The sequence below is a fragment of the Methanobacterium sp. genome (assembly GCF_038562635.1).
Lineage (GTDB): Archaea > Methanobacteriota > Methanobacteria > Methanobacteriales > Methanobacteriaceae > Methanobacterium_D.
Genome location: NZ_JBCFBO010000001.1, coordinates 572,526 through 595,194, shown reverse-complemented (window position 1 = coordinate 595,194; position 22,669 = coordinate 572,526). Strand labels below are relative to the sequence as shown.

The following is a 22,669-nucleotide window of genomic DNA, read 5'->3' as shown; positions in this document are numbered from 1 at the left end:
AAATGTTTTTATTGGGGGGATGATATATGATTGGATAGAAAAAAAAATTATTGTAGAAAATTATCAACTAATTTTTAATTTAACTTGAATAACTGGAGAAATCTTATGAAACTTTATGATATAGTGGTAGTGGGTGCAGGGCCTGCTGGAATGATGGCAGCAATAAGGGCCGGACAGCTTGGCAAAAATGTGATGTTAATAGAAAAAAACGATACCATAGGTGAAAAACTTAAAATTACAGGCAGCAGCAGGTGTAATATTACAAATACTGCATCGTTAGATACATTTGTGGAAAAATTTGGTAAAAAAGGTGCTTTTTTTAGATCAGCTTTTGCTGCTCTTTCTAACAGGAGACTGATGTCATTTTTTGAGGCAAAGGGGCTTAAATTTAAAATTGAAGAAAGTGGAAGAGTTTTTCCAGTCACAGACAAATCAAGGTCAGTTATAAAAGTCTTAAAGGAATACCTATCACAAAGTAGAGTTAAAATAAACTACAACACCCAGCTTGTAAGAATTAAAAAGAAGAAAGACTATTTCAGTCTGGATCTAGGAAATGATAATTACATGGCCACAAAAAAAGTTATACTGGCTACTGGGGGTAGTTCATATCCAGCAACAGGTTCTACGGGGGATGGATTTGAGGTTGCCCAGAAAGTGGGCCATAAAGTTACACCTCTCAGGCCGGGAATTGTACCGTTAAAAGTCGCTGAAACTTATGTCAAAGAACTGCAGGGCATATCCATTGAAAATGCACGGCTTACTTTTAAGTATGGGAAGAGAAAACTGGTTTCAGACACTGGAAATATGATTTTCACACACTTTGGAATATCAGGACCTTTAGTTTTAGATTTAAGCAGTCAAATAGTTCAAATTCTTGAGAAAAATGAAACAGTGAACCTCTTTATTGATCTTAAGCCTGAGATGACAGATCAGGAACTTCAGAGAAAAATAATGGATGAGTTTGAAAACCGGAGCAAAACTGAGTTTAAAAACCTTATGAAACTTTTCATGCCGAACCGGATGATTTCAATAGTTGCAGGGGTATTAGATATAGATCCAAAGAAAAAAGTGAACCAGATTAAAAAAGGGGAAAGAAATGGGGTTGTAAACTTGCTCAAGGCATTTCCTTTAACAGTAACAGGATCGCTTTCCATTGAAAAGGCTATGGTTACCTGTGGTGGAGTATCAAGAAAAGAAATCGATCCCCAGACAATGGAATCAAAAGTAGTAAATGGTATCTATTTTGCAGGAGAAATTATAGACTTCTGCGCCCCAAGTGGAGGATATAACTTACAGGAAGCATTTTCAACAGGATATCTTGCAGGTGAGATGGCTGCAAATAGTTTAGATAATTAAAAATAAAATAAAGTTAGTACAGGTTTTACTGTCCTGCCTTTTCAATTTTTAAAGTGACGTAGTCGCCTATTTTTCCAACATCTTCAATTGGAACCCTTAAATCTGATCCTAAAATTCCTGAAGATATGTATATTGCTTCTATAGCCCATTTTTCAGTATCTAAATCTAAATCAGAAACTTTTCCAACTTCAAATGCATTTTTATCAATGACTTTTTTTCCTAAAACGTCTGTAGCTTTCATATAAATTTTTCTCCATTTTTATAGGTATTTGGATAAAACAGCCCTTTTCCCTTTATAATATGGCCTTTAAAATATTTAAACATTCACCTGCTTGTTTTAAATTCTAAATATAATTTTTATTTGCTATTTTTGTATAATACCTCACAATCAACCAAAAGATTGAACTTTTTTTGACTTTAATTAAATATATTAATGAATTAAATCGTTAGGTTTTTAAGGGATAATATATTAAAGTAAAATTCATGTCAAACAAAAAAATTATGCCTGTTGAAGATGAGGCACTATTTTTAGAATTCTGTGATAATAGGGGACTGTCTAAAGGAAGTATTTTAGCTTATAGAACTAGCTTACAGAAATACAGTGATTTCACTAAAATGAGTTTAGAACAGATTATACAAGAAGCTGAGGACGAAGAAGAAGATCAGATAAGAATGAAGAAAAGAAAAATCAATTTTTATTTGAAAGAGTTCCGTAGACACCTAAATGAAGAAGAATTTTCTAGTAATTATGTTAGTCAGCTGATTAGTCAAGTAAGAACCTTTTACAGTGAATATGAAATAGAATTACCAAAGAAATTCCGTAGACAGTCAAGAAGAGACAAAAAACAAGAAAGTTTTGAAGATATACCAACTATGGAAGATGTTAAAAAATCATTAGACTATTCAAGCCCTCCTTATCGAGCTATAACTTTGTTATGTGTTTCTTCTGGGATGAGTCGAGCAGAAATATGTAGTTTGACATTTAAAGATTTTTATAAAGCTGTTGGTTTACGTGAAGACTTAATGAAACCTATACCTGACTTAATAGAGAAAATTAAAGAAATAGATAATTTAATTCCAATGTGGAAAGTTCATAGAATTAAGACAGGTAAACCATATTTCAGTTTTAACAGTCCTGAAACTACAGATGCTATTCTGGATTACTTAGATCAACATTACCGAGATTATAATTGGCAACCTAAACCTGAAGACCAATTGTTTAGACAATATAATAAACCAATAACTCCTGACTCAGTAACAGTCCAGTATCAACGTATCAATAAAAGAGCAGGATTTCCAAAAATTAATGGACGAGTGCATATCAGACCTCACAGCTTAAGGAAAGTATTTGCTACTACGTTAGAAAAGAACAGAATGCCTCATTTAATGACACGTTGGTTATTAGGTCACACGATTGAAGGGACTACAAATGCATATTTTAAAGCAGATCCCGAGTCGGTTAAAGAGGAATATATAGAAATCGTTAATAAGTTATCTACAAGTAAAGTTGAAGTTAAAATTATTAGAACTGGTTATGATGGAGTCATATCTGAAATTGAAGATATGAAGTTAAAACAAGAAGATATGAAGTTAAAACAAGCATTATATGAAAGGCAAATGGATGCATTGAAAGAGGATAAAGGATTAAAATCTAAAGATTAATCCTTACTTTTTGCTTTTAGATGTTTAATGTCGAAAAAATATAATTTAAATTGGTTAAATCATAATCCTAATTTTTCTATTTGGGTTAAAACTTCGCTTTTATATCCAATTTCAGCCCAAATAGTGTTATAATTATTCATAAAGCTCTTTATACTAATTAAAGATAATTTACTGAACATACTTCTATAAAAATCAGTGAATTCATTTAATACATTTATCCCTTTAGAATAACTAAACTTGTATCTGCTTTCAAAAGCTTCTAAATTGTATATTAGTTCGTTCTCTTCTAATCCAAATCGTTTATTTAAGTAGTCTTCAATTAATTCTAGATCATGATTCATTAGATTTTTTTCTTTATCCGCTTTGCCTAACATACTTTAAGCGTTAATCAGTAAAATGAAACGAGTCTTAAATATGGTCTTAATGTTTATAATAAATTCTTTATGAAATATATAATAAAAATTGCATTAGAATGCATAGATATGACATAACTCCCTCCCTATGTTAATGTATAATAAGGAGAGATAGAGAAAGAGAAGTAGAAGAAGCTATAATTAACTTATTGAATATATAATCAGTCTAATGGTCTTATCTTAAGTAAAAAAGATTACATATAATATATATTTTATATTAGAACAGTATTGAATAATTAATTACAATTTAAAGCCATATAATTTAACAGTATTACCACGGCTTTTCTATAGCTATTATTTAATTTTTGTTTAAAATTAAAATTATTTGTATTGTTTGATTAAGGCGGGTTCTTTCTTAAAATTGTCTATTTTTTTATAAACATTATATAATATCGTACTATTATAATTAGTGCATCTCTTACATTTTATTATAACATCTATTTCAAAATCCTTAAGTTTCCCTTTAAATCTAGTATCCATATTAGTTTCAATTATATAATGAACGTTATGTTGCTTATTTATGTAAATTAAACTGTCTAATCGATATAACTCAAGCACTTCTAAATCGTTATCACTGATTAAAATGTAAAATTTATCATCTTGTTTGAATCTAAATGGTATAAATGACATATCTGGATTAATATATACCTTTTTAGACTTATCTAAAAATGCATTTAATAATTTTTTATTCTTAAATTCATCTGAATCTTCATAAAATGGTTTATTAGGTTCAATTTCAAATTCAAGATCATTATCTGGATCTTTATCATAAATAATTTTATACTGGCCTTCATTAACCTTTTTAATGTCACTTCGAGTTGGCAATATGTCTTTATCAAGATAAAGTCGTTCCTCGATATTTTTAATGTTAATTGTACCAGTATATCCTATAGATTTAGTTTCGTCTATTTCTTCATTTATTTCCTTAATCATCTTTTGCTTTCTTTCTTCATATTTTTCGTCCATTTTACCTCTCCAAATAGTATATCCTGATGTCTAAAAAATTTTAAACAAAAAAATTGATTTAAATTTCTATTCTTAAACAATTAATACAGTTTAATGCTTCAGTTTTATATAAAACTGTTAAACACTAAAATGAAACGAACATAACCATGACACGAAAAACAATAAAAAGACATGAAAGAATAAATAGGTGGGAATAAGGAAAAAAATAATGGAAAATAGTATACAATGCGACATAATGCCAAAAAATGTTACAGTATATAAACGGACTAAGATACTACTATACTTGAGTACGGGGTTATGGAAATTTTCTAGTCGTGGTAGGTGTTGTAATGTCAAAAAAGGATTATTTTTTGATAAATTTCAGGATCTAGAACATTAATTATATTTTTCCATTTTCTTTTAGATATGATGCTACTGCTATTCTCACTATTACTGATATTGGCTGATCTCCCATTTCTTCAGCTAGTTCTTCTAAACCCTTTATTTGTCTTTCTGATAACTTTATAGTGATTTGTTTCATTTTTTGTTTGGCCATAATAATCTTTTAATATTTTATTGAACATTCTTTTAATGTTTTTGTAATGTTTTGAACTTCGTTATAGTCCTATATTGCGAAGTTAATATCTTATAAATTTAATTATCTAATTTATTTTTTAATTATATCTTTTATTCCAATTACAGAAAGAGCAAATTTATATTCCTTCTTATCGTTGTATGCTTCATATAATTCAGTTCCCATAATTCCAGTATTAACTAATGGAATTAAACCTATCACTGGAATTTGGGCAAGTAATGTATCTAAATAACCTAAAAATCCTTTTAAAAGTATTTTTTTATAATTTGGAGCTTTATTAACCGCAAATCCTTCAATTTCAGTAATATATTGTTCATTTAAATAATCTGAAAAATTAGGTTTATATGAAGAATCTTCAAACCATTGATTAATCATGACACCTATTTCTTTCCTAAATTCTTTGAAAACTTTCTGATTTTTAAGTTCTATAAGATCATTAATATTTGCAGTATATATGTCCGGTATGAATAGATCATATGCGTCTTCGTAGAATTTTCTTTGTTTAAATTGATCTATTTGCCCTCTTGTATTCTTTAAGTACTTATATTGTATATAGTTAGCATATTGTGGAGATATATGGAGAGGCATTTCTAATCCACTACTTTCAACAACTTGACTATTGATAAGAAATGAATCAATATATCCATGGGCTTCACTATCAATACCTAAATGTAAATATAAATTAGGATCTTTTAAATCTAATTCGATTGAATCAAAAACAACATTCTCATATTTTTTCCTTATTTTCGCTATGTCATGCCCATATTCGTCACTTTTTATAATAAACTTATTCAACAAAGGCACATCATATAATACTTCAATTGTATCCTTAATTACATCAGGATTCTGTTTATATGCTCTCCTAAGAGAAGGAATAATGGTCTCAATAAATTTTTGTGAATTCTTTTCATCAACTTCAGATAATTTATCAACTGAATAAATTTCCTGATCCCACCAATCATTATAATTTAATCCATAATAATAAGAAATTGAAGATAGTAATATTACAATATTGGAATAACTCGTTATTAAATTTTCATCGCTGAATACTTCCTGCAAATGATTTTTATCGGGATTATCTAAATTATCAAGCATTTCAGCTAAATCTGAAGATAAAGAAAATAAATTTGTTAATGTTGAATTAGCATCATAAATTTTATCATGGATTAATACTAAATTGGCTATTTCCTTATAATCCAAGTTATTTGGATATCCATGATAAACAATATCCTCTTTAGACATAATTATACATTTAGTATTATCATTTAAATATTATGCTTTAATTTAAGTCTCATAATGTCGAAGAGATTCAAAAATTACAAAAAATGTTATTTAACGAGCTTTAACTTAGATTTCTACTGTTTATTATAAGGAAATGATATTTCTTTATGCTTTTTTCTACATAGTTATGATGTGCATTTTCAAATATTAAAATTTAATACTATTATAGTTTCATATAATCTTACAACTTTTTTTATGTAATTGCACATTTTAATTAATTAAAATCTAATAAATTTTGATAAAAAATTAACTATTTTAATTCATTAGAACTATTGATTATAAATTGTTCTGCAATAAGTCGAATAAGAGGTAACTCTATTTTCAATTCATCTCTATGTCTTTTTTTATAATTTAAATATTTAGATTCCCCTTCTTTCCGATGTACAATTGCATTTCTAACTCTATAAATCCTTTTTGCTAATGTTGGAATGAATTTATTATCATTTAATGGCTTTGCATCTGCAAAATTAACTTTTTCAGTGGTTAAATAATTATAATAATCATAATAGATAATTCCCTCTTTTTCATTTTGTAGTTTATCTAATGCTAAATTATCTTTATTAGCAATTAAATCGTGATTATAAGAACTAAAATCGAACTTATAAATGTTTTTTTTCAGTTCATTTTTATTTAAGAATTGATGCATAACATCTTCAATTTGATCTCTTTCAAATCTTTTTTTGGAATGTATTTTGAAAAAATATTCAAGTACGTGATAAAATGATAAAAATCTAAAAACAGGATCATTAGTTGATAATGCTTGTTCATAGTAAAGTAAAAGTTCTTTTTTATATGATTTTTGAGGAATAGTTTTAATTTCTTCAGTCTCGTTTATTCGTTTAATTGTTTCTAAACTATTTTCATAATATTCAAATTTTCTAATAAAAGCTATTTGTGTGTGATAATTAATCCGAAATCTAAATGAATCTGCTAAATCAAAAAAATATTCATCAGATGTTTCATTTTCAGTTGTTATAATTTTTAAAGTTATTATTTTATCAAATTGTGATTCTATGAAGTTTCTTAATGAATCATCTATTGTAATATTATCAAAACCGGGTAAAATCTCTTCAATTGATTCAAGAGTTTTAAAAATTTTAAGGGAATTGAATTTGGATTGTATATGACTGCAACAGTGTCCATTACTGAATTCTCTAGCTTTATAAAATTTTTTTAGGAATAATGAAGGGGCATTACATATTCCCATTTCGGACATTTTTATAAATGAAAGTAAAATATATTCTAGACTTGGCTTAGATAATTCATATGTGATAATTTTGCCTTCATTGTGAATAATAATAGGTTTTGAGAAATATTTTTGAATATAAAGAGGATGGCCTTCTACATGTAATAATTCTTCAAAATAATTTTTATTAAAAATGTAAAAATCTTTGTATCTCAAATCATGAATTTTTTCATTAATATCTCTTAATTCAGACACAGAAATACTTAATTTAAACTGTTTTTCTTTAAATATTATTTTATTGTCGTATTTACAGCTTTTTATATTAAATAATAACTCTAGCAATGAAATTAACTCTTTTATATCATTTTTACCTAATTTCATCAATAATCACATTTTAAATTTGTTAATACTTTGATACGAGTAATTATCTATGAAAACCCTATTTATATCTCCTAATTATTACATATGACTTTTTTGTCACGATTTAATTATAGCTCTACCAAAAAATAGTGAATTACTAAATAGGGATTATAGTCGATTTATTCATGATGGAGATAATAAACTTAGAGAATTACTTGTTGATGAAGACTTAATCCTGACAAAAGTACATAAAGAATGTAAATATTGTCATAGAAAAGGTTGGGAGCATTATTAAACAGAAAGATACAAAAGATGAGATTTGGATCTGTGATTCCTGTAAAAGACAGGAAATATTTTAAAATAACCATTAGTTTTTAAGCATTTTTATTATATTTCATGAGAACTGGGACTATATAACTTAATTCCTTGTTGCTTTTTATATATTTAATTATTAAGGAGTTAATATTAATATTTTATTAATTAATATACCAATAAACTTATTTAAGGATAATTAAGAGATTATTAAAAGGTTGTATGTATTTAGAAAAATTTATAATTAAAAACTTTCGTGCAATAGAAGATCTAGAACTTGACTTTGATAAAGGATTAAATATTATTATAGGAGAGAATAACTCGGGGAAAACCGCTGTCATTGATGCATTAAGATTATGTTTAGGTGATTTTCAACAACCCCGAGATATTTACTGTTCTAAATCTGATTTTAGGATTGATAAATCAGAGTTAGGTAATGAAATAGAGGATATAGAATTCCATTTATTTTTTAAGTTTGAAGATTTTGAGGAAACTGGGTTATTTAATGAATTAGATGCTTTAAATGAAGAAGGTGAACGTAATCTTCAATTACATTTTAGATTTGAGCTTATTGATCATAAATTGGGCAAACAAGTAAAGAGAAAAGTTTGGGGCGGTGCAACAGAAGGAAGTAGTGTGTCTCATGAAGTTCGTTCAGTACTACGTAATGTTTATTTAAGTGCTTTAAGGGATCCCAATAGGAATTTAAGGCCTAATAGAGAAAATATTCTTGGCGATTTATATTCAAGTGTGTTAATAGGTAAGGATGAAGAAAAAGACAAGTTATTAACAAAGGTAACTAATGTTTTAACCAAAGATGAATGGAAAAACTTCATTATAGAAGGTAATAGATGGTTACTAGACCATTTAGATTATTTATCATATTCTACGGATGAAAAGAAACAAAAAATTAAAGTAGGTTTCGCCACTTTTGAATTTGATAAATTTATTCGAAATCTAATTATTCAATTACCCATATTTAATGACAACTTAATTGCAAATCCTAGTGATCAACAATATTTTGAAATTTGGCAAAATGGATTAGGTTTAAATAATTTGATTTATACTGCTGCTGTTTTAGGAAATATTAAGCAAATGAAGGAAATTTCTGAAGCTGAATATAATTTATTGCTTATTGAGGAGCCTGAAGCCCATTTACATCCTCAGCTTCAAAATACTTTTTTTAATTACTTAAAAAGATTAGATGAAGAAAATGAATTTCAGATTATCGTTACATCACATTCTCCAACCATAGCTGCTAAAACTAATCTAAATTTGGTGACTATACTGCAAAATGATCATCATAATATTTGTTCTACTCAAATTAAGAACTTAAACCTTGAGAATAACACTTTAAAGTACCTTCAAAAATTTTTGGATGTTACAAGATCACAAATGTTTTTCGCAAATGGAGTTATTTTAGTAGAGGGCATTTCAGAAGCTCTTCTAATCCCAATTTTCAGTAAAATAATGGAAAAAGATTATGATATTGAAAGAAGGGGTATTGAAGTTGTAAATGTCAATGGTGTTGCATTTGAACATTTTGCCAAGTTATTTAATGATCCAGACGGAAAAGGCCTAAAATGTAAGTGTGCATTAATAACTGATGATGATGCAGGTAAAAAGGGAGCAAAAGAAAGAGTTAAAGCGATTGAAAAGTTAGAAAGTGATAATTTAAAACCTACATTTGCTGAGAATACTTTTGAATATGAATTGTTTAAAAATAACTGGAATAATGAAGTTATTTTAGAGGCATTTAAGGAACTTCATAGTAAACTTCATGGAAAACTCATAAAAATTAATGATCCCGAGAAACGAGCTATGTTTTTCGCTGAAAAAATAGCCAGTAATAAAAGTAAATCTAAATTTGCTTATTCATTGGCTCTTAAATTAGAAGAAGATTCTAAAGACTTTAAAGTTCCAGATTATATTGAAGAGGCAATTAAATTTGTAATTGGAGAAACTAGTTAATATTTTAAATAGCATTTCTTCGTTCAATAATGAGTATTTAAGTGTTTTATATGAGTAAAAAACCAAAAGGTAAACAAGAAGAAATATGTAAAACTAATGGTAAATGTGTTGTTCGAGCATGTCCTGGAAGTGGAAAAACATTCACTGTATCAGCTAAAATGGCATATCTTTTAAAAAAATGGGAATACGATCATAGGGGAATAGCTGTTATATCATTTACTAATGTTGCATGGGAAGAAATTCAATCGGAATTAAGTAATTCATTTTCTATTAATATACCAATTAGATATCCTCATTTCTTAGGTACAATTGACAGCTTTATAAATCAATTTATTTTTTTTCCTTATGGTCATTTAGCCTTAGGATGTAAAATTAGGCCTAAATTAGTTGGAGAACCTATATTCCCTTGGAAAATAAAGCACTGGGATCGTGATCCTAAGCAATATTTCGATAAAGTTAGTTATGATATGAAAGGTGATATTGAACCAATTGTTTCTTTGGATCAGTTTAATTTTAAATGGAAGAAAGAGAATGTAGATGGTTCTGAAGATGGTAATTATAAAGGAATTAGAGAAGCTAAAGAGGCTCTAATACAAAAAGGATATGTTAATCAATCAGATGCTAATTATTTCTCTGTGAAATTACTTGAAAATTATCCTATTGCAAAAACTATTGCTTTAAGATTTCCGTATATGATTATTGATGAAGCTCAGGATACTTCTGCAATGCAAATGAGGATAATTGAAATCCTTGTTGAAAATGGATTAAAAGATATTATTTTGGTTGGGGATCCTGATCAATCTATTTTTGAATGGAATGGGGCAAAGCCTGAACTTTTTGAAGAAAAAATTAAGGAATGGGGTTCAATTACCATGAATGAAAATTGGCGTAGTTCTCAAAATATATGTGATTTTACGTATTCTTTATCAAATTTGCCATATAAGTCTTCATCTGTTAATAAAGTTAGGGATTATGATTTTAAGCCTGAGATATGGGATTATGATTATAAAGATCCAGATTTTGAAAAAATAATATTTGACTTTTTAGAATTATGTAAATTTAAGAGTATTACTCATTCTAAAGATATTGCTATTTTAGCTAGAAGTAAAAGCTTGATAGATCAAATAGTTTTATCTCGAAATAAACATTCATCTAGATATATTTCAAATATAGATCCTTGGATTAAAAATAAATATGCGAAAGAATTAATGTACTCTAAATATTTATATGACAATTCAGAATTCCAAAAATCTTTTAAATTACTTGAAAGAGTTTTTATGGGCATATTAAAAGGTAAAGTTATATATTCTGATTATGAATTGTCTAATCTGATTGAAGAAAGAGGATATTTTGATTTTAAAAAGGAAATTTTTGGATTAATTAATTTAATGCCTAAGACAGATAAAACCCTAATAAAATGGTTAGATAAATTTAAAGAAAATCTGGAGGGATATCATACTCCTCGGATAAAACGGAAAATAAAATGGCACTTAGAAATTAATAATAGATTTAATAATTTTACTTTTGAGGATGTTTTTGGATATGAAAATTTTAATGAAGATTACATATTAAGTACGATTCACAAGGTAAAAGGAGAAACATTTGATGCTGTTTTATTAATACTTAAAAAAGGATCTAATGGGCCACGTTACAGTAACTTATTAAAACTGGGTAGAAAAATTAAGCATGAAGAGTTGAGAAATGTTTATGTAGGAATTACAAGACCAAAACGAATCTTAGTTTTAGCTGTACCTTCTGAAGATAAGGATATTTGGAAATCTTTTTTTTATCCTAAACAGCGTTCTTTGATTGATTTTATGAAAGCAAGTGTATGATTTTTTAATTTTTAATTTTTCCCATCTCTTACCCAGAAATTAATCAAAGTATTTCTTTAAAATCCTCTTCAACCGTTTCAAAATAATTCTTTTCATTATCTAAACATGTTTAAACATTGCAATCTTTAGACATACAAAATCTTTTTCTATTCTATTTAAACTCATTAAAACCCATAAAAAACCCCTCCGTACAAACCTATTGTTCTTTTAACTAATTCATTTACAGTGTAATGGTTTTATGAGTGAATAGGTAGAGATAAAATATTATAAAGAAGTTACTACAGATTTAGATTAATAAGTTTAAAGAGGGTAAAAAATGGAAGTAACATACAAAGGATTCAAAGGCGAAAAAATTGTAGATGAGGGTAAAGAACTTATAATATTAGCAGAAGAAGATACAGAACTTGTTTGGATTGAGGATGGTAAAATCAGGTCCCAAAATATTGAATTATTAAAGGAAACTCTTGCGAAATATGGAATTTCAGATGTAGAAATAAAAGAAGAAAAATATCATCCCGGATTATTTCATTACATAGTTAACATTTAAAAACTCTTATTCGTCTTAATGACATAAAACTTCCATTAAATATGATAATAAGGCAATTCATAAGTTATTTAGTATATTAAATGTTATTTTTTACTTTCTATTTCTTTAATAATCTTTGAGAATTCTTCATCACTAATAACAGGTTGAATATTATCCAAAGATACTTCTTCTTCTAAGTTGGCATATATTTTTGCCATTGTCCTCGTTGACATTATTGATTTATTTAATTTATAAATTCTTAGTACCCATATGTTAGCTTCACTACGTCCTAAATATGATTTTACGTGATTATTTGTCCAAATATGGTATTTATTAAATGATCCTATTCTCTTAGAATTTCTTTTAATTACTTTATCAACGAATGCAACGTATTTAACTTCTGTCTTTTTCCCTTCCTTTTTAGGTAAAGCATTATTTTTAACGAAACCCTGATATTTTTCTTTGAAACTTTTAAAATAATCCTTTTGTAAAGCATAGCTGACTGTTGGATATAAAAGGAATTTATCGAGATTTGTTCCATATTTCCTTATTAAAATTGTTTGTTTTCCTTGACCTAACGCTTCAATTGTTGCATTCCATTCATTGAGACACTTTTTAATTTTAGGCATAATAATCACCAATGAGTTTGATTATCCTCCTTTTTTGATTATATCGTTATACTCGTCTTCATAAATGTATTTGCCAGCAATAGTTACAAATCTTTTTGGTACAACTGGATCTTTAAACCTTTTAAAATTTTCAAACTCTATGATTGTCATTTCATTCTTATTTTTGGAATATTTTTTAAATTCTTCTTCATTTATTATTAATTTATCTTTATATTTCTTTAAAATTTGATTAGTCTTTACCTTACCTATAAATTTGATAGTACCGTAACCAGTATACGCTTTAGCTCCATATGATTCATATACTACAAATTTATCTCCTTTAGAAACTTTTCCTAAATATGACTTACCAATAAAAACAGTTTTCTTGTCTTCGTATATTTTATTTGCATATTCTGTAGGTATTGGATGTGTTACTCCGGCAATTTTCATATTATTCCCCTCAACTTTTAAAATGATTATTAATAATTTCTATTTCATCATTATTTAAGTTATATAATTGATAAATCAAGTTATTAATTTGATTATCAGTTTCCTGAATAATTTTATTATCTATTTCTTTATTTTCTGAGTGAGAGTGTTTGTAAATATTTATTAGTTTGTCTACTGATGATATTATCTTTTTATAAGCAGCATCCTCTTTAGAATTGGAATGATCTATTTCACGTATTGGAATATTTTTCAAGAACATAGTTTTATAGATATAAAATTGATTTGCTTTAGGAACAGTAGTTTTTTTATATAAGAATTCTATCAGCTTAGAATTTAAAACACCTAATGTATATAAAATATTTTCATAATTTGTATCTTTAAGTTTGATACCACAAACTGTATCTCCATAAAATAGATTTTCTTCTGCTAAAGCAAATCGATTAGATTCTGCCAGTTCCGGGACAAGAATTTTTAAAACACCTTGAGTATCATAACTTCTTTGACACCACAGTTCATACCAATTTTTTGTTGATTTTTCAAAATAACCTCTTCCACTCAAATAATCTCGTTTTTGGGTTAAATAATCAAAAGTATTAGGATATTTTTTCTCTATTGTAGTTATAGGTATAGGTACGGTCTTTCCATTTACTATCTCATAAGGATATATTATTGTTTCATTAACTTCATTAATATTGTATTTACGAATTTGCCTACCTCTAATACAAGGTTTTAGTAATTCTGATTCTAATCCAAGATATTCAACGTCTTCATTGTTCAAAAGAAAAACATCATTTTTGCCGGTTACTATTCCTTCAGAGATACTAAATGTCAATTTTCCTAAAAGAGACGATTTCTGATTCTTAATTTTTTCTATAAGTTTAAGTGTGTTAGGATCATGGAAAACCCATCCATTTTCTTCTAATGAGTCTTGAATAACATTAAAACCTTTATGTGTAATAGAACGTTTTTTGTAACAGAATAAGGAATCATTTTGGGGAATAGTCTTTTTAAAGACAAATATTCCAGTATAATTTAAAGCACCTTCAAATATTTGAAAATCTTCAAAATCAACAATATTTAATATAGTAATTTCTTTTTTAAGGAAGTTACGAATCTTTTTTCCATAATTTCTTTTTGTAAAATTGGTAGGACATATGAAAGTTAATGTTCCTTCTTTACGAATAAGATCTAAACCTTTTTCGATGAAAGGAACATAAATATCAAATTTACCTGTAGCTGATATATATTTTTCTTTAAGATATGGTTTAATTTCTTCAAATCCATGAAATCCAATATATGGAGGATTAGCAATCACTACATCAAATCCCGGATTTTCTCTCTGAAAAACTTCAGCAAAATACAAATTCCACAAGAAAAATGGTTTTGATTCATTTATTTTATATTTTTGAAGTTTATTGATTGCATTTTCGTTTCCTTCTTCTTTAAGAGTTTCTTCAATTAAATCCCATTCTATTTTTTCAATATTATTTCGAATATTTTCTTTCTCTTTTTTATTTTGCTCACTGAAAAATTGTTTTTGTAACTCTTTAAGTTTCTTTAATTTTATTTGGGATTTAGTTACTCGTTCATCAAATAATGTGGGTTGTATAACAATTTCTTTAGGTTTCAATGATAATTTTCTCTTTTTTCTTTCTATCTTTTTTAGCTCTTTCTTTATTTCATCTTTTCTTCCATTATCTTTAAGGATCCCTGTCTCTATTCTGCCTAATTCACTATATAATGCATTTTCTTTGTTTTCCAATTTTTTAATTATTTCAGAATTGTCTTTTGGAATTTCTCCTAAGAGCTTTTCATCGAAAAGTTTCAGTCCCTCAAACTCTTCAAGAAGACTATTACCACACATAATTTTATGATCTAAATTAGGTAAAGCCTTGATATTATTAACATCATCTTCATCAACAATTAAAGAAAGCCAAAATCTTAATTTTGTTATATCGACAGCGGAAGAATCTATATCTACGCCATATAAAGAGTTTTCGATAGTTTCTCTTTTAAGGTCATAACTCTTTTTTTCATCTTCAAAAAAAATTGATAGAATGGATCTAGCTTTCACAATTTCATTCATCATTCCTACTGGAAATGCTCCAGAACCAACAGCAGGATCAACAATTTTAATTTCTCGAAGTAATTCATCTATTTCTTCATAATTTTCTTTTATTGAAGTAGGTAATCCATATTTCTTACCTTTTTTTGGTTGGCTAAACTTAATTTTTTCCCTAATAATTAAATCTAATGCAAAGTCACCTAATTGAATAAATTCTTTTATATCCTCAGTTGGTACATTTGAATTTGTATTTAAGTAGTTAATTAAGCTTTGCTGGCACATATAATGAACAATCTCTCTTGGAGTATAATATGCGCCTTTTGATTTTCTATCTGTAACATCAAGTAAATTTTCGAAGACTTTTCCAAGCATTTCAGGATCAACAGCAACTTCCTTTTCTAGAGGTTCATCTTCCTTTACAGTAAAGTTAAATCTATCAAAAGTGTTTAATATTTTCTTAAATATTTTATTATCTAATGTAATATCAGTATTTCTCCAATCATATCCATTTATGGGTTCAAATAATCCTCCATTCAAAAAAGGAAGTTTACATTTAAACTTTTCATGATAATCATCATATTGATCTGTAGCTAATGCATCGTAAAATAAATATTCTAGTATATCATTGAAAAAGTTAGTATAGGACTCTTTTTTCTCGAATAAATGGCTTAAAAAGTTTTTTGATCCGGTACCCCAAGATTCTCCTAATTTAACTCCCAACCATCCTTTTTTTTGTAAAAAATAGATAAATACTATTTGTCCCATTAATTTCTTTGCAAAATCTGCTGTAGATATGTGTTTTTTTTCAAATTCTTCTTTAACAGCCGGATCTTTTTTGATTACTTTTTCCAGAGATTCTTTTAAATCTAAATATAAGTTTTTATATTCGTTGAAAAATTCTTTTGTAACAGTTTCTACGCTAAATGCAGATTCAATATTTTCTATAGATGGATCAGCATCTTCTTCTTTAATTAAACTTAAAAATTGGCTTTTACAAGTGTGATTAGGTTCATTTTCACCTACTAAAAAAGAATATCTTTTTGCAGGTGTTAAATCTTCTTCTACCTTTAAATTCCCATTTTCATCTTTAAAAAGTTCATATTCCATTTTTATGAAAGAAAACCGCCAATCATCTGGATCATCACCATAAAATGAAGCTAAAGCTGCATTTCTATTGAAATTTCTTAGATATTTGGCGACCAAATTTCTTTGCATTGTTCTTGCTCTGTCTCTGGAACCTGTTTTTTTAAGTTTTATAGCGAATATTTCTACAGTCTTTTTATTTTCATCACGATATACTCCAAAGGATTGAACTGATTCTACATAATCTTCATATTCTTTCCAAATAGGTACACTTCTTGGACGTATATTTAAATGATTAAAAAGTTCTTTAATAAAAATTCCAAACTTTTCGAATTCGAAACTATGGTTAAACACGTTATTTAAAAGTATCGTTGCATTTCGTTGGTCCATTTTTAATCCCCTTTAATTAAATATTCTGATAATATAATCTCTTTTGGTCCAAATATATCTGCGGAAGTGGTTATAGGTTTTTCTTGGAAAAATTCTGAAGGTACTCCTGATTTAATCGTTTTAAAAATTTTAAGAGGTTCAAGTTGCCCTTCTATTCCATTTAATTCTTTTAATATTTCTTTGATAATTTTTTGGGGTATTTTTCCCTCTTCAAGCAATTCTAATACTTCTTGAAGATACTCTTCTTCAATCTCAGTAAATTGATTTGGACCATTGAAGACGGCATTTATTATTGTAATTAGCTTTCTAGAATGACTTTTACCTCTGTAAGTACTATATTCATCAATTATGAATACAGATTCAAATCCTTTTTTGTTTAATTCTAAATGCTTATAGAATTCGGCATCTATTTTTTCAGCTTCAATATTCTCTTCTACTTCCAGAATTTGCGCTGCTTCAATGAAATCAAGTTCTTTTGCTATATTTTCATGAGTCATGAATATTTTTCTTAGTTTTCCTTTACGGAAAAAGGTTAATAAAGAATTCTGCTTTATTAAACATTTCCTTGATGTTCTAGCTTTTTTAGGAAGTCTTTTAATTTTTTCAAAAAGTTCGCTGTTGTTATCCCGTATTTCTCTTAAGAATGTAAGATATTTCAGTTCCAGATCTTCCTCTTCTGCGTCTCCTATGAGGACATCTTTAGATATTAATCTTGTAAATAGGTCATGGGATTTTATTTCTTCATCTGTTAATAGTTTTGAATCGTTTCCGAGCATTTCAATGAAAGCTGTAATTTTAGATTTAGCTGCGTCCTCCAAACTTATATTTTTATCAATCTGTCCTGCTGGGAAGAAATTATAGGTATAAATTTTATCAAATTTTGAATTAACTCTTTCTACACGTCCTACTCTTTGCATCATTCTTGTTGGATTCCATGGAATATCATAGTTTATTACTACATTAGAACGGTGCAAACTAACTCCTTGTGATAAAACATCGGTAGATATTAAAATTCTGCAATCATCTTCTTGATTTTTTTCATTAGCATCGAAATTTTTGATAATTTTCCGTCTCACATTCTCTGAAGAATCTCCAGAAAACGCCATTACCTTGTTATCAAATAAAGGGTTTAACTCTTTTTCTAGATAGAATGCTGTCTCTTTTGATTCTGTAAAAACGATCACTCTATTTTTAAGGTTTCTATCATTCGTTAAAATTCCAATGAACTCTTCAAGTTTGGGGTCTTCTGTTATATCGTTCCACATATCATTTATTTCTTTTAGGACTTTTAAATCGCTTTCAAGATCTTCAATAAAGTCGGGAATAAAGGAAGAAGATGAATATTTTGAAGCATTTCCTTTATCAATAAATTTTTTTTGTATAGATTCAATATCATCGTTTTCAAGCAATTCAAAAATCTTGTTTATGGATTTACTGACATAGACGTTTCCTTTCTTATATTCTTCTATGAATCGAGTGTAAGAAATAATGAATCGGTTTACAGTTTGCTTAAAAGCACAAAAGCTACTTTCTAATCTTTTAAGTAGAAGAATTTTCATGAATTTTCCCATATTTCTCTGTGGGGCTTCTTGGGATCTTATTTTCTTTTTAAGATATAATAAAGGGGTGTATCTTGCATATTTAAAGTCTTTAATGATCAATTTTAAGGTTCTATTGAATATTTCATCCAGATATTCATCAAATTGATAATAAATCGGTTTTGGATCTTCAACTTCAGGGAATTTAAGACCTTGTTTTTCTAGATCTTTTCCATAATATTTTGTAATGCTAGATCGTGTTCTTCTAACCATTAAATATTGTAAAACATCTTCACGAATCTCTTTAGCATTTTCTTGAACTATCCTCAAATATTCATCTCTATCTTTTTGTCTATCTAGTCCTTTTAGTCTATTTTGAAGTCTTCTAAAATATTTCTCCAAATCCCTTACTTTTGGGTGAGGTAATGTGGACTTATGGGCACTCTGGAATAGCTTAATTTGGCTTAATATGTCCATAGGTGTATTATTTAGTGGAGTTGCAGATACTAGAATTACTCTTTTACCTTGGCATATTTGAGATAGTTTCGCATAACTTTGTGTAGCTTCATTTCTAAAGTCATGAGATTCATCAATGAATACATTCATGTATTTATCAGTGCCTTCATCTATTAACTTATCTAATTTACCTCTGGATTCAAATTCTGGCCCTCTAACTCCAAAATCTCCAAAAACATTACGCCAAGAACCGGGATTACCTCTGTCAATTAAAATTGGAGGAGCTATAACTAAAGATCTACCTTCTAATTGCTGAGCAAGTAAAGCGCAAATATATGTTTTTCCTAATCCTACAACATCAGATATAAAAACGCCTCCGTACTCTTCAAGCTTCATCTTAGCATCTCTTACAGCATCTTTTTGATATTGCAAATCCATAAAGTTTTCAGGCAAAAGAGCTTTTTTTAGTTCTTCTTGGTCAATATTAATTTTTTCTTTTAGATATTCATAAAGAAATTTTAAATACAGTTCGTAAGGAGTTATTGAATCATTTAACCATGTCTTTTTCTTAACAGTATTAACATATTCTTCGGTAACTTCTATAGAATTTTTCCATAATTCATTAAATTTACTTAATGCATAATTAAAATCAGAACTATTTTTTAATTCTACATTAAATTCAAGATTATCTGTTAATCCAGATTTAGTAAAATTACTTGATCCTGTAATTACTCTTCCAGAATCTCTATCTTCTTCTTTAAAACCCATAATATACAATTTTGAATGGATTTTTTCAGAAGGATAAACCCTTATCTCTAATTTACCCAAATTTAACCATTCTATAAACTTTTTAATTCCTTCTTCTACTCTTAAAGAATCTTCAGATTTTTCCATTTCTTCAATTATCTTGTCAGAAAAATTATCTTTAGTCTCTTTATGTGATAAAATAAATGTTTGAGATTTAGATTCTTGAATAATGTCAAATGTTCTTTTATCAGTGGAAATACCAATTAAAACTCTAATTTTTTCGGTATTTTCTAAAGATCTGTATAAAGAATGAAATCCACTTGTGTAAAAATAGCCAACTAAACAATCGAAAAATTGTGTGTCTTTAATAAGGGTATTGAATCTATCAACTAATTTGTTACCTAGTTCATTAGTTATAAAAGTCAGATCATTATTCATAAATAACGATTTCTTTTTTTAAACATAAAAATTTCGTTATTATTTTTATTTTTAATAGTAATGGATTAGTTGATACCAATCACATTTTAATTAAATTTTTGAATATACTTTTTTATTTCTATCCTTTGACTCAATATTCGATGAGTTTTCAAGTGAATATATGTATTTACGTTGTGTTTCTAACAGTGTTGTAAGCTCGTTAATTTCTTTCTTTAATTGTTCTCGTTCACCTTCAAGTTCTTAATTAAATTTCCTATTTTTTCAAAATCTGATTTTCTTAGAACTTTAACAAATTCGTCTGATTCAAAAGGATTACTTTCATTTAGTGGAATAATGCATTTATCTTATTCTATTCTACGTTCTCTCATTTTCTTATCAATAATATAGTTATATCCTTGCATTTTCTAACTTTGGTATCTATAACATCCAATTTGAACACCTATTACACACATGGACATTATATTTTATAGATTTTGAGTTAGAGCATTGAAAAGTAATTCAATTTAGGGAGTTAGAAAGAAATAAAATGATTGAAAAAATAATAGTTATATATGATTAGTATATCAAAAATAGGCCTTAAATTCTAATCACTGAACTATAATCATGATGTTATATTAGTTAAATAGTGTAGAATAGTTATATAATCGAATTAAATTAATATTGTAAAAATGTTATTTTTCTTTCTAAAATACGAAACAAAATTTAAAGGATTAAATCCCTTAAACATTACATTTTCATGGGATCATAAATAAAATTAAAAAAATTTAGGATTAAAATTTTAACAAAAAATTAACTCTTTTTTTAATGGATTATCTTTACTAAACCAAACAATTACATTAATAAATTAAATATATCTAAGATAAAACCTAATAACTTAGTTTAAAGGAATTAATTAATAGTTTGTAGTTAAATTATACATGGATAAAGCATAACAAGGAATGGTTTGAAGATATTAATTAACAGTAAAAATTAATCCGTGAATTTTACAGAATTGATCGATAGTTTATAGTGGAATATATATGGATAAAGCATAACAAGGAATGGTTTAGAAATACTAATAAACAATAAAGAGTAATCAGTGAATTTTATGATAAAAGTAGTGTATAATATTAAAGTTTATAGGGAAGCTTTGAAAGATATTATAAAAGCAGACGATGTTGTAGTGGAACTTGGGTGTCATGTTGGAAATTCCACCAAAATTCTCTCTGAACTTGCACCAGAAGGCAAAATTTTTGCCATGGATAATAGTCCTGAATCTGTAGAAAGTATGGGAAAATTATGTCAGGAATATAAGAACATAGAGTTTAAAAAAGCTGATGTAAGGCTCCATGAAACACTGGAATATGTTATAAAAAAGATCAAAACATGCGATGTATTATCTGTAGACCTTGGAGGGGGTTACCACCCTGACACAACTTTCAAGGTCTTTTTCATATGGTCATCAAGTTTAAAACCTCGAGATACCATAATAAGAAATAGAGGTCTTCTTGACTTCATACATTCATCAAAAACAGAAGAAATGATAAAATCTGAACATGGTTGGTTGGAATCATCTGGTAAAGATGGTGTCCCTCCAAGGTTGAAAGAATTTACACTCTGGTCATCTAAAATTAAGTAGGAGGACATCTAATGATTGGTAAAAAGATTAGAATTGAAAGAATAATAAACAGAAAGACAGGAAGAACTGTAATAGTACCCATGGATCACGGTGTTTCCATAGGGCCGGTAGCTGGTATTGGCAATATGTGCGAAACCATTGATGAAGTTGCAAGCGGAGGAGCAAATGCTGTTTTAATGCATAAAGGAATGGTTGGAACTGGTCACAGAGGATACGGGCGCGATATTGGTCTTATAATCCATTTATCAGCCAGTACTTCATTAAGCCCTGACCCAGATCATAAAGTACTGGTCACAACAGTTGAAAAAGCCTTAAAAATAGGTGCTGATGCTGTATCTGTCCATGTAAATGTTGGATCTGATATGGAACCAGAAATGCTCGAGACACTTGGAATAACCTCTGAAATTTGTGATGAATGGGGAATGCCTCTTATTGCTATGATGTACCCAAGGGGAGAAAAAATCGACAGCGAACACGATGTCGATGTTGTGAAACTTGCAGCAAGAGCTGGAGCAGAACTTGGAGCAGATATAATAAAAACAAATTATACTGGAAACCCAGATACATTCCGGGAAGTTGTTGGAGGATGTCCGGTCCCTGTGGTAATAGCTGGAGGACCTAAAGTTGAAACAAATGAACAGCTCCTTCAAATGGTGAAAGATTCTGTAAATGTAGGTGGAGCAGGCGTTGCAATTGGAAGAAATGTGTTCCAGGCAGAATCACCTAGAAAAACTACAAGGGCTATTGCAGAAATTGTTCACAACAACATGGATGTAGAAGAAGCCCTGAAAATAATTGAAGGTAAATAGAAATTGAATTTTAAGATTACGGACG

17 protein-coding genes are annotated in these 22,669 nt (G+C 28.0%); 7 read left to right on the top strand and 10 right to left on the bottom strand.

The annotated features are described in order from the left end of the window. Nucleotides 1-105 precede the first annotated feature (105 nt). The gene (locus AAGU07_RS02815) at nucleotides 106-1,356 is read left to right on the top strand and encodes an NAD(P)/FAD-dependent oxidoreductase (RefSeq protein WP_342457705.1); all 1,251 of its coding nucleotides are present in this window, start codon (nucleotides 106-108) and stop codon (nucleotides 1,354-1,356) included. A 25-nt stretch (nucleotides 1,357-1,381) separates the two neighbouring features. On the opposite strand, the gene AAGU07_RS02810 is transcribed toward AAGU07_RS02815, so the two are convergent. Then, nucleotides 1,382-1,597 (bottom strand): PRC-barrel domain-containing protein, encoded by a 216-nt coding sequence (locus AAGU07_RS02810; RefSeq protein WP_342457704.1) that lies wholly within the window; start codon nucleotides 1,595-1,597, stop codon nucleotides 1,382-1,384. 242 nt (nucleotides 1,598-1,839) lie between these two features. Between AAGU07_RS02810 and AAGU07_RS02805 the strand changes: the two genes are divergently transcribed. Beyond that, nucleotides 1,840-3,018 carry a tyrosine-type recombinase/integrase gene (locus AAGU07_RS02805; protein ID WP_342457703.1) on the top strand — a complete coding sequence of 393 codons (1,179 nt, stop codon included), beginning with the start codon at nucleotides 1,840-1,842 and terminating at the stop codon, nucleotides 3,016-3,018. Nucleotides 3,019-3,077: 59 nt separating this feature from the next. On the opposite strand, the gene AAGU07_RS02800 is transcribed toward AAGU07_RS02805, so the two are convergent. From AAGU07_RS02800 to mauJ, 5 genes are all read right to left on the bottom strand, one after another. Then, nucleotides 3,078-3,392: a hypothetical protein gene (locus tag AAGU07_RS02800; RefSeq protein ID WP_342457702.1), complete on the bottom strand. Its 315-nt coding sequence runs from the start codon at nucleotides 3,390-3,392 to the stop codon at nucleotides 3,078-3,080. Between the two features lie 360 nt (nucleotides 3,393-3,752). Next, nucleotides 3,753-4,397, bottom strand: a complete 645-nt coding sequence (locus tag AAGU07_RS02795; RefSeq protein ID WP_342457701.1) for a hypothetical protein — start codon at nucleotides 4,395-4,397, stop codon at nucleotides 3,753-3,755. A 379-nt stretch (nucleotides 4,398-4,776) separates the two neighbouring features. Beyond that, the gene (locus tag AAGU07_RS02790) at nucleotides 4,777-4,932 is read right to left on the bottom strand and encodes a ribbon-helix-helix protein, CopG family (protein ID WP_342457700.1); all 156 of its coding nucleotides are present in this window, start codon (nucleotides 4,930-4,932) and stop codon (nucleotides 4,777-4,779) included. A gap of 111 nt (nucleotides 4,933-5,043) precedes the next feature. Further along, nucleotides 5,044-6,213 (bottom strand): hypothetical protein, encoded by a 1,170-nt coding sequence (locus AAGU07_RS02785; RefSeq protein ID WP_342457699.1) that lies wholly within the window; start codon nucleotides 6,211-6,213, stop codon nucleotides 5,044-5,046. Between the two features lie 289 nt (nucleotides 6,214-6,502). After that, nucleotides 6,503-7,819 carry a methylamine utilization protein MauJ gene (gene mauJ / locus AAGU07_RS02780; RefSeq protein ID WP_342457698.1) on the bottom strand — a complete coding sequence of 439 codons (1,317 nt, stop codon included), beginning with the start codon at nucleotides 7,817-7,819 and terminating at the stop codon, nucleotides 6,503-6,505. Nucleotides 7,820-8,332: 513 nt separating this feature from the next. Here mauJ and AAGU07_RS02775 point away from each other — a divergent pair. The 3 genes from AAGU07_RS02775 to AAGU07_RS02765 all read left to right on the top strand — a co-directional run bounded on the left by AAGU07_RS02775 (nucleotide 8,333) and on the right by AAGU07_RS02765 (nucleotide 12,463). Further along, nucleotides 8,333-10,081, top strand: a complete 1,749-nt coding sequence (locus tag AAGU07_RS02775; protein ID WP_342457697.1) for an AAA family ATPase — start codon at nucleotides 8,333-8,335, stop codon at nucleotides 10,079-10,081. A 50-nt stretch (nucleotides 10,082-10,131) separates the two neighbouring features. Next, a complete protein-coding gene (locus AAGU07_RS02770) occupies nucleotides 10,132-11,916 on the top strand; it encodes an ATP-dependent helicase (RefSeq protein ID WP_342457696.1) in 1,785 nt (594 codons plus the stop codon). Between the two features lie 316 nt (nucleotides 11,917-12,232). Further along, a complete protein-coding gene (locus tag AAGU07_RS02765; RefSeq protein WP_342457695.1) occupies nucleotides 12,233-12,463 on the top strand; it encodes a hypothetical protein in 231 nt (76 codons plus the stop codon). Between the two features lie 83 nt (nucleotides 12,464-12,546). Here AAGU07_RS02765 and AAGU07_RS02760 read toward each other — a convergent pair whose 3' ends face one another. The 4 genes from AAGU07_RS02760 to AAGU07_RS02745 are packed head-to-tail and all read right to left on the bottom strand — an operon-like array spanning nucleotide 12,547 to nucleotide 20,217. Then, nucleotides 12,547-13,071 (bottom strand): DUF1802 family protein, encoded by a 525-nt coding sequence (locus AAGU07_RS02760; protein ID WP_342457694.1) that lies wholly within the window; start codon nucleotides 13,069-13,071, stop codon nucleotides 12,547-12,549. 21 nt (nucleotides 13,072-13,092) lie between these two features. Then, entirely contained in the window at nucleotides 13,093-13,500 is a 408-nt protein-coding gene (locus AAGU07_RS02755) for a DUF365 domain-containing protein (RefSeq protein WP_342457693.1), read from the bottom strand. A 10-nt stretch (nucleotides 13,501-13,510) separates the two neighbouring features. Continuing rightward, nucleotides 13,511-17,038, bottom strand: a complete 3,528-nt coding sequence (locus AAGU07_RS02750; RefSeq protein WP_342457692.1) for a TaqI-like C-terminal specificity domain-containing protein — start codon at nucleotides 17,036-17,038, stop codon at nucleotides 13,511-13,513. 2 nt (nucleotides 17,039-17,040) lie between these two features. Then, nucleotides 17,041-20,217 carry a helicase-related protein gene (locus AAGU07_RS02745; protein ID WP_342457691.1) on the bottom strand — a complete coding sequence of 1,059 codons (3,177 nt, stop codon included), beginning with the start codon at nucleotides 20,215-20,217 and terminating at the stop codon, nucleotides 17,041-17,043. A 1,087-nt stretch (nucleotides 20,218-21,304) separates the two neighbouring features. Between AAGU07_RS02745 and AAGU07_RS02740 the strand changes: the two genes are divergently transcribed. Both AAGU07_RS02740 and AAGU07_RS02735 read left to right on the top strand, forming a co-directional pair. Further along, nucleotides 21,305-21,835, top strand: a complete 531-nt coding sequence (locus tag AAGU07_RS02740; RefSeq protein WP_342457690.1) for a class I SAM-dependent methyltransferase — start codon at nucleotides 21,305-21,307, stop codon at nucleotides 21,833-21,835. A gap of 11 nt (nucleotides 21,836-21,846) precedes the next feature. Further along, a complete protein-coding gene (locus AAGU07_RS02735; RefSeq protein ID WP_048081150.1) occupies nucleotides 21,847-22,644 on the top strand; it encodes a 2-amino-3,7-dideoxy-D-threo-hept-6-ulosonate synthase in 798 nt (265 codons plus the stop codon). Nucleotides 22,645-22,669 lie beyond the last annotated feature (25 nt).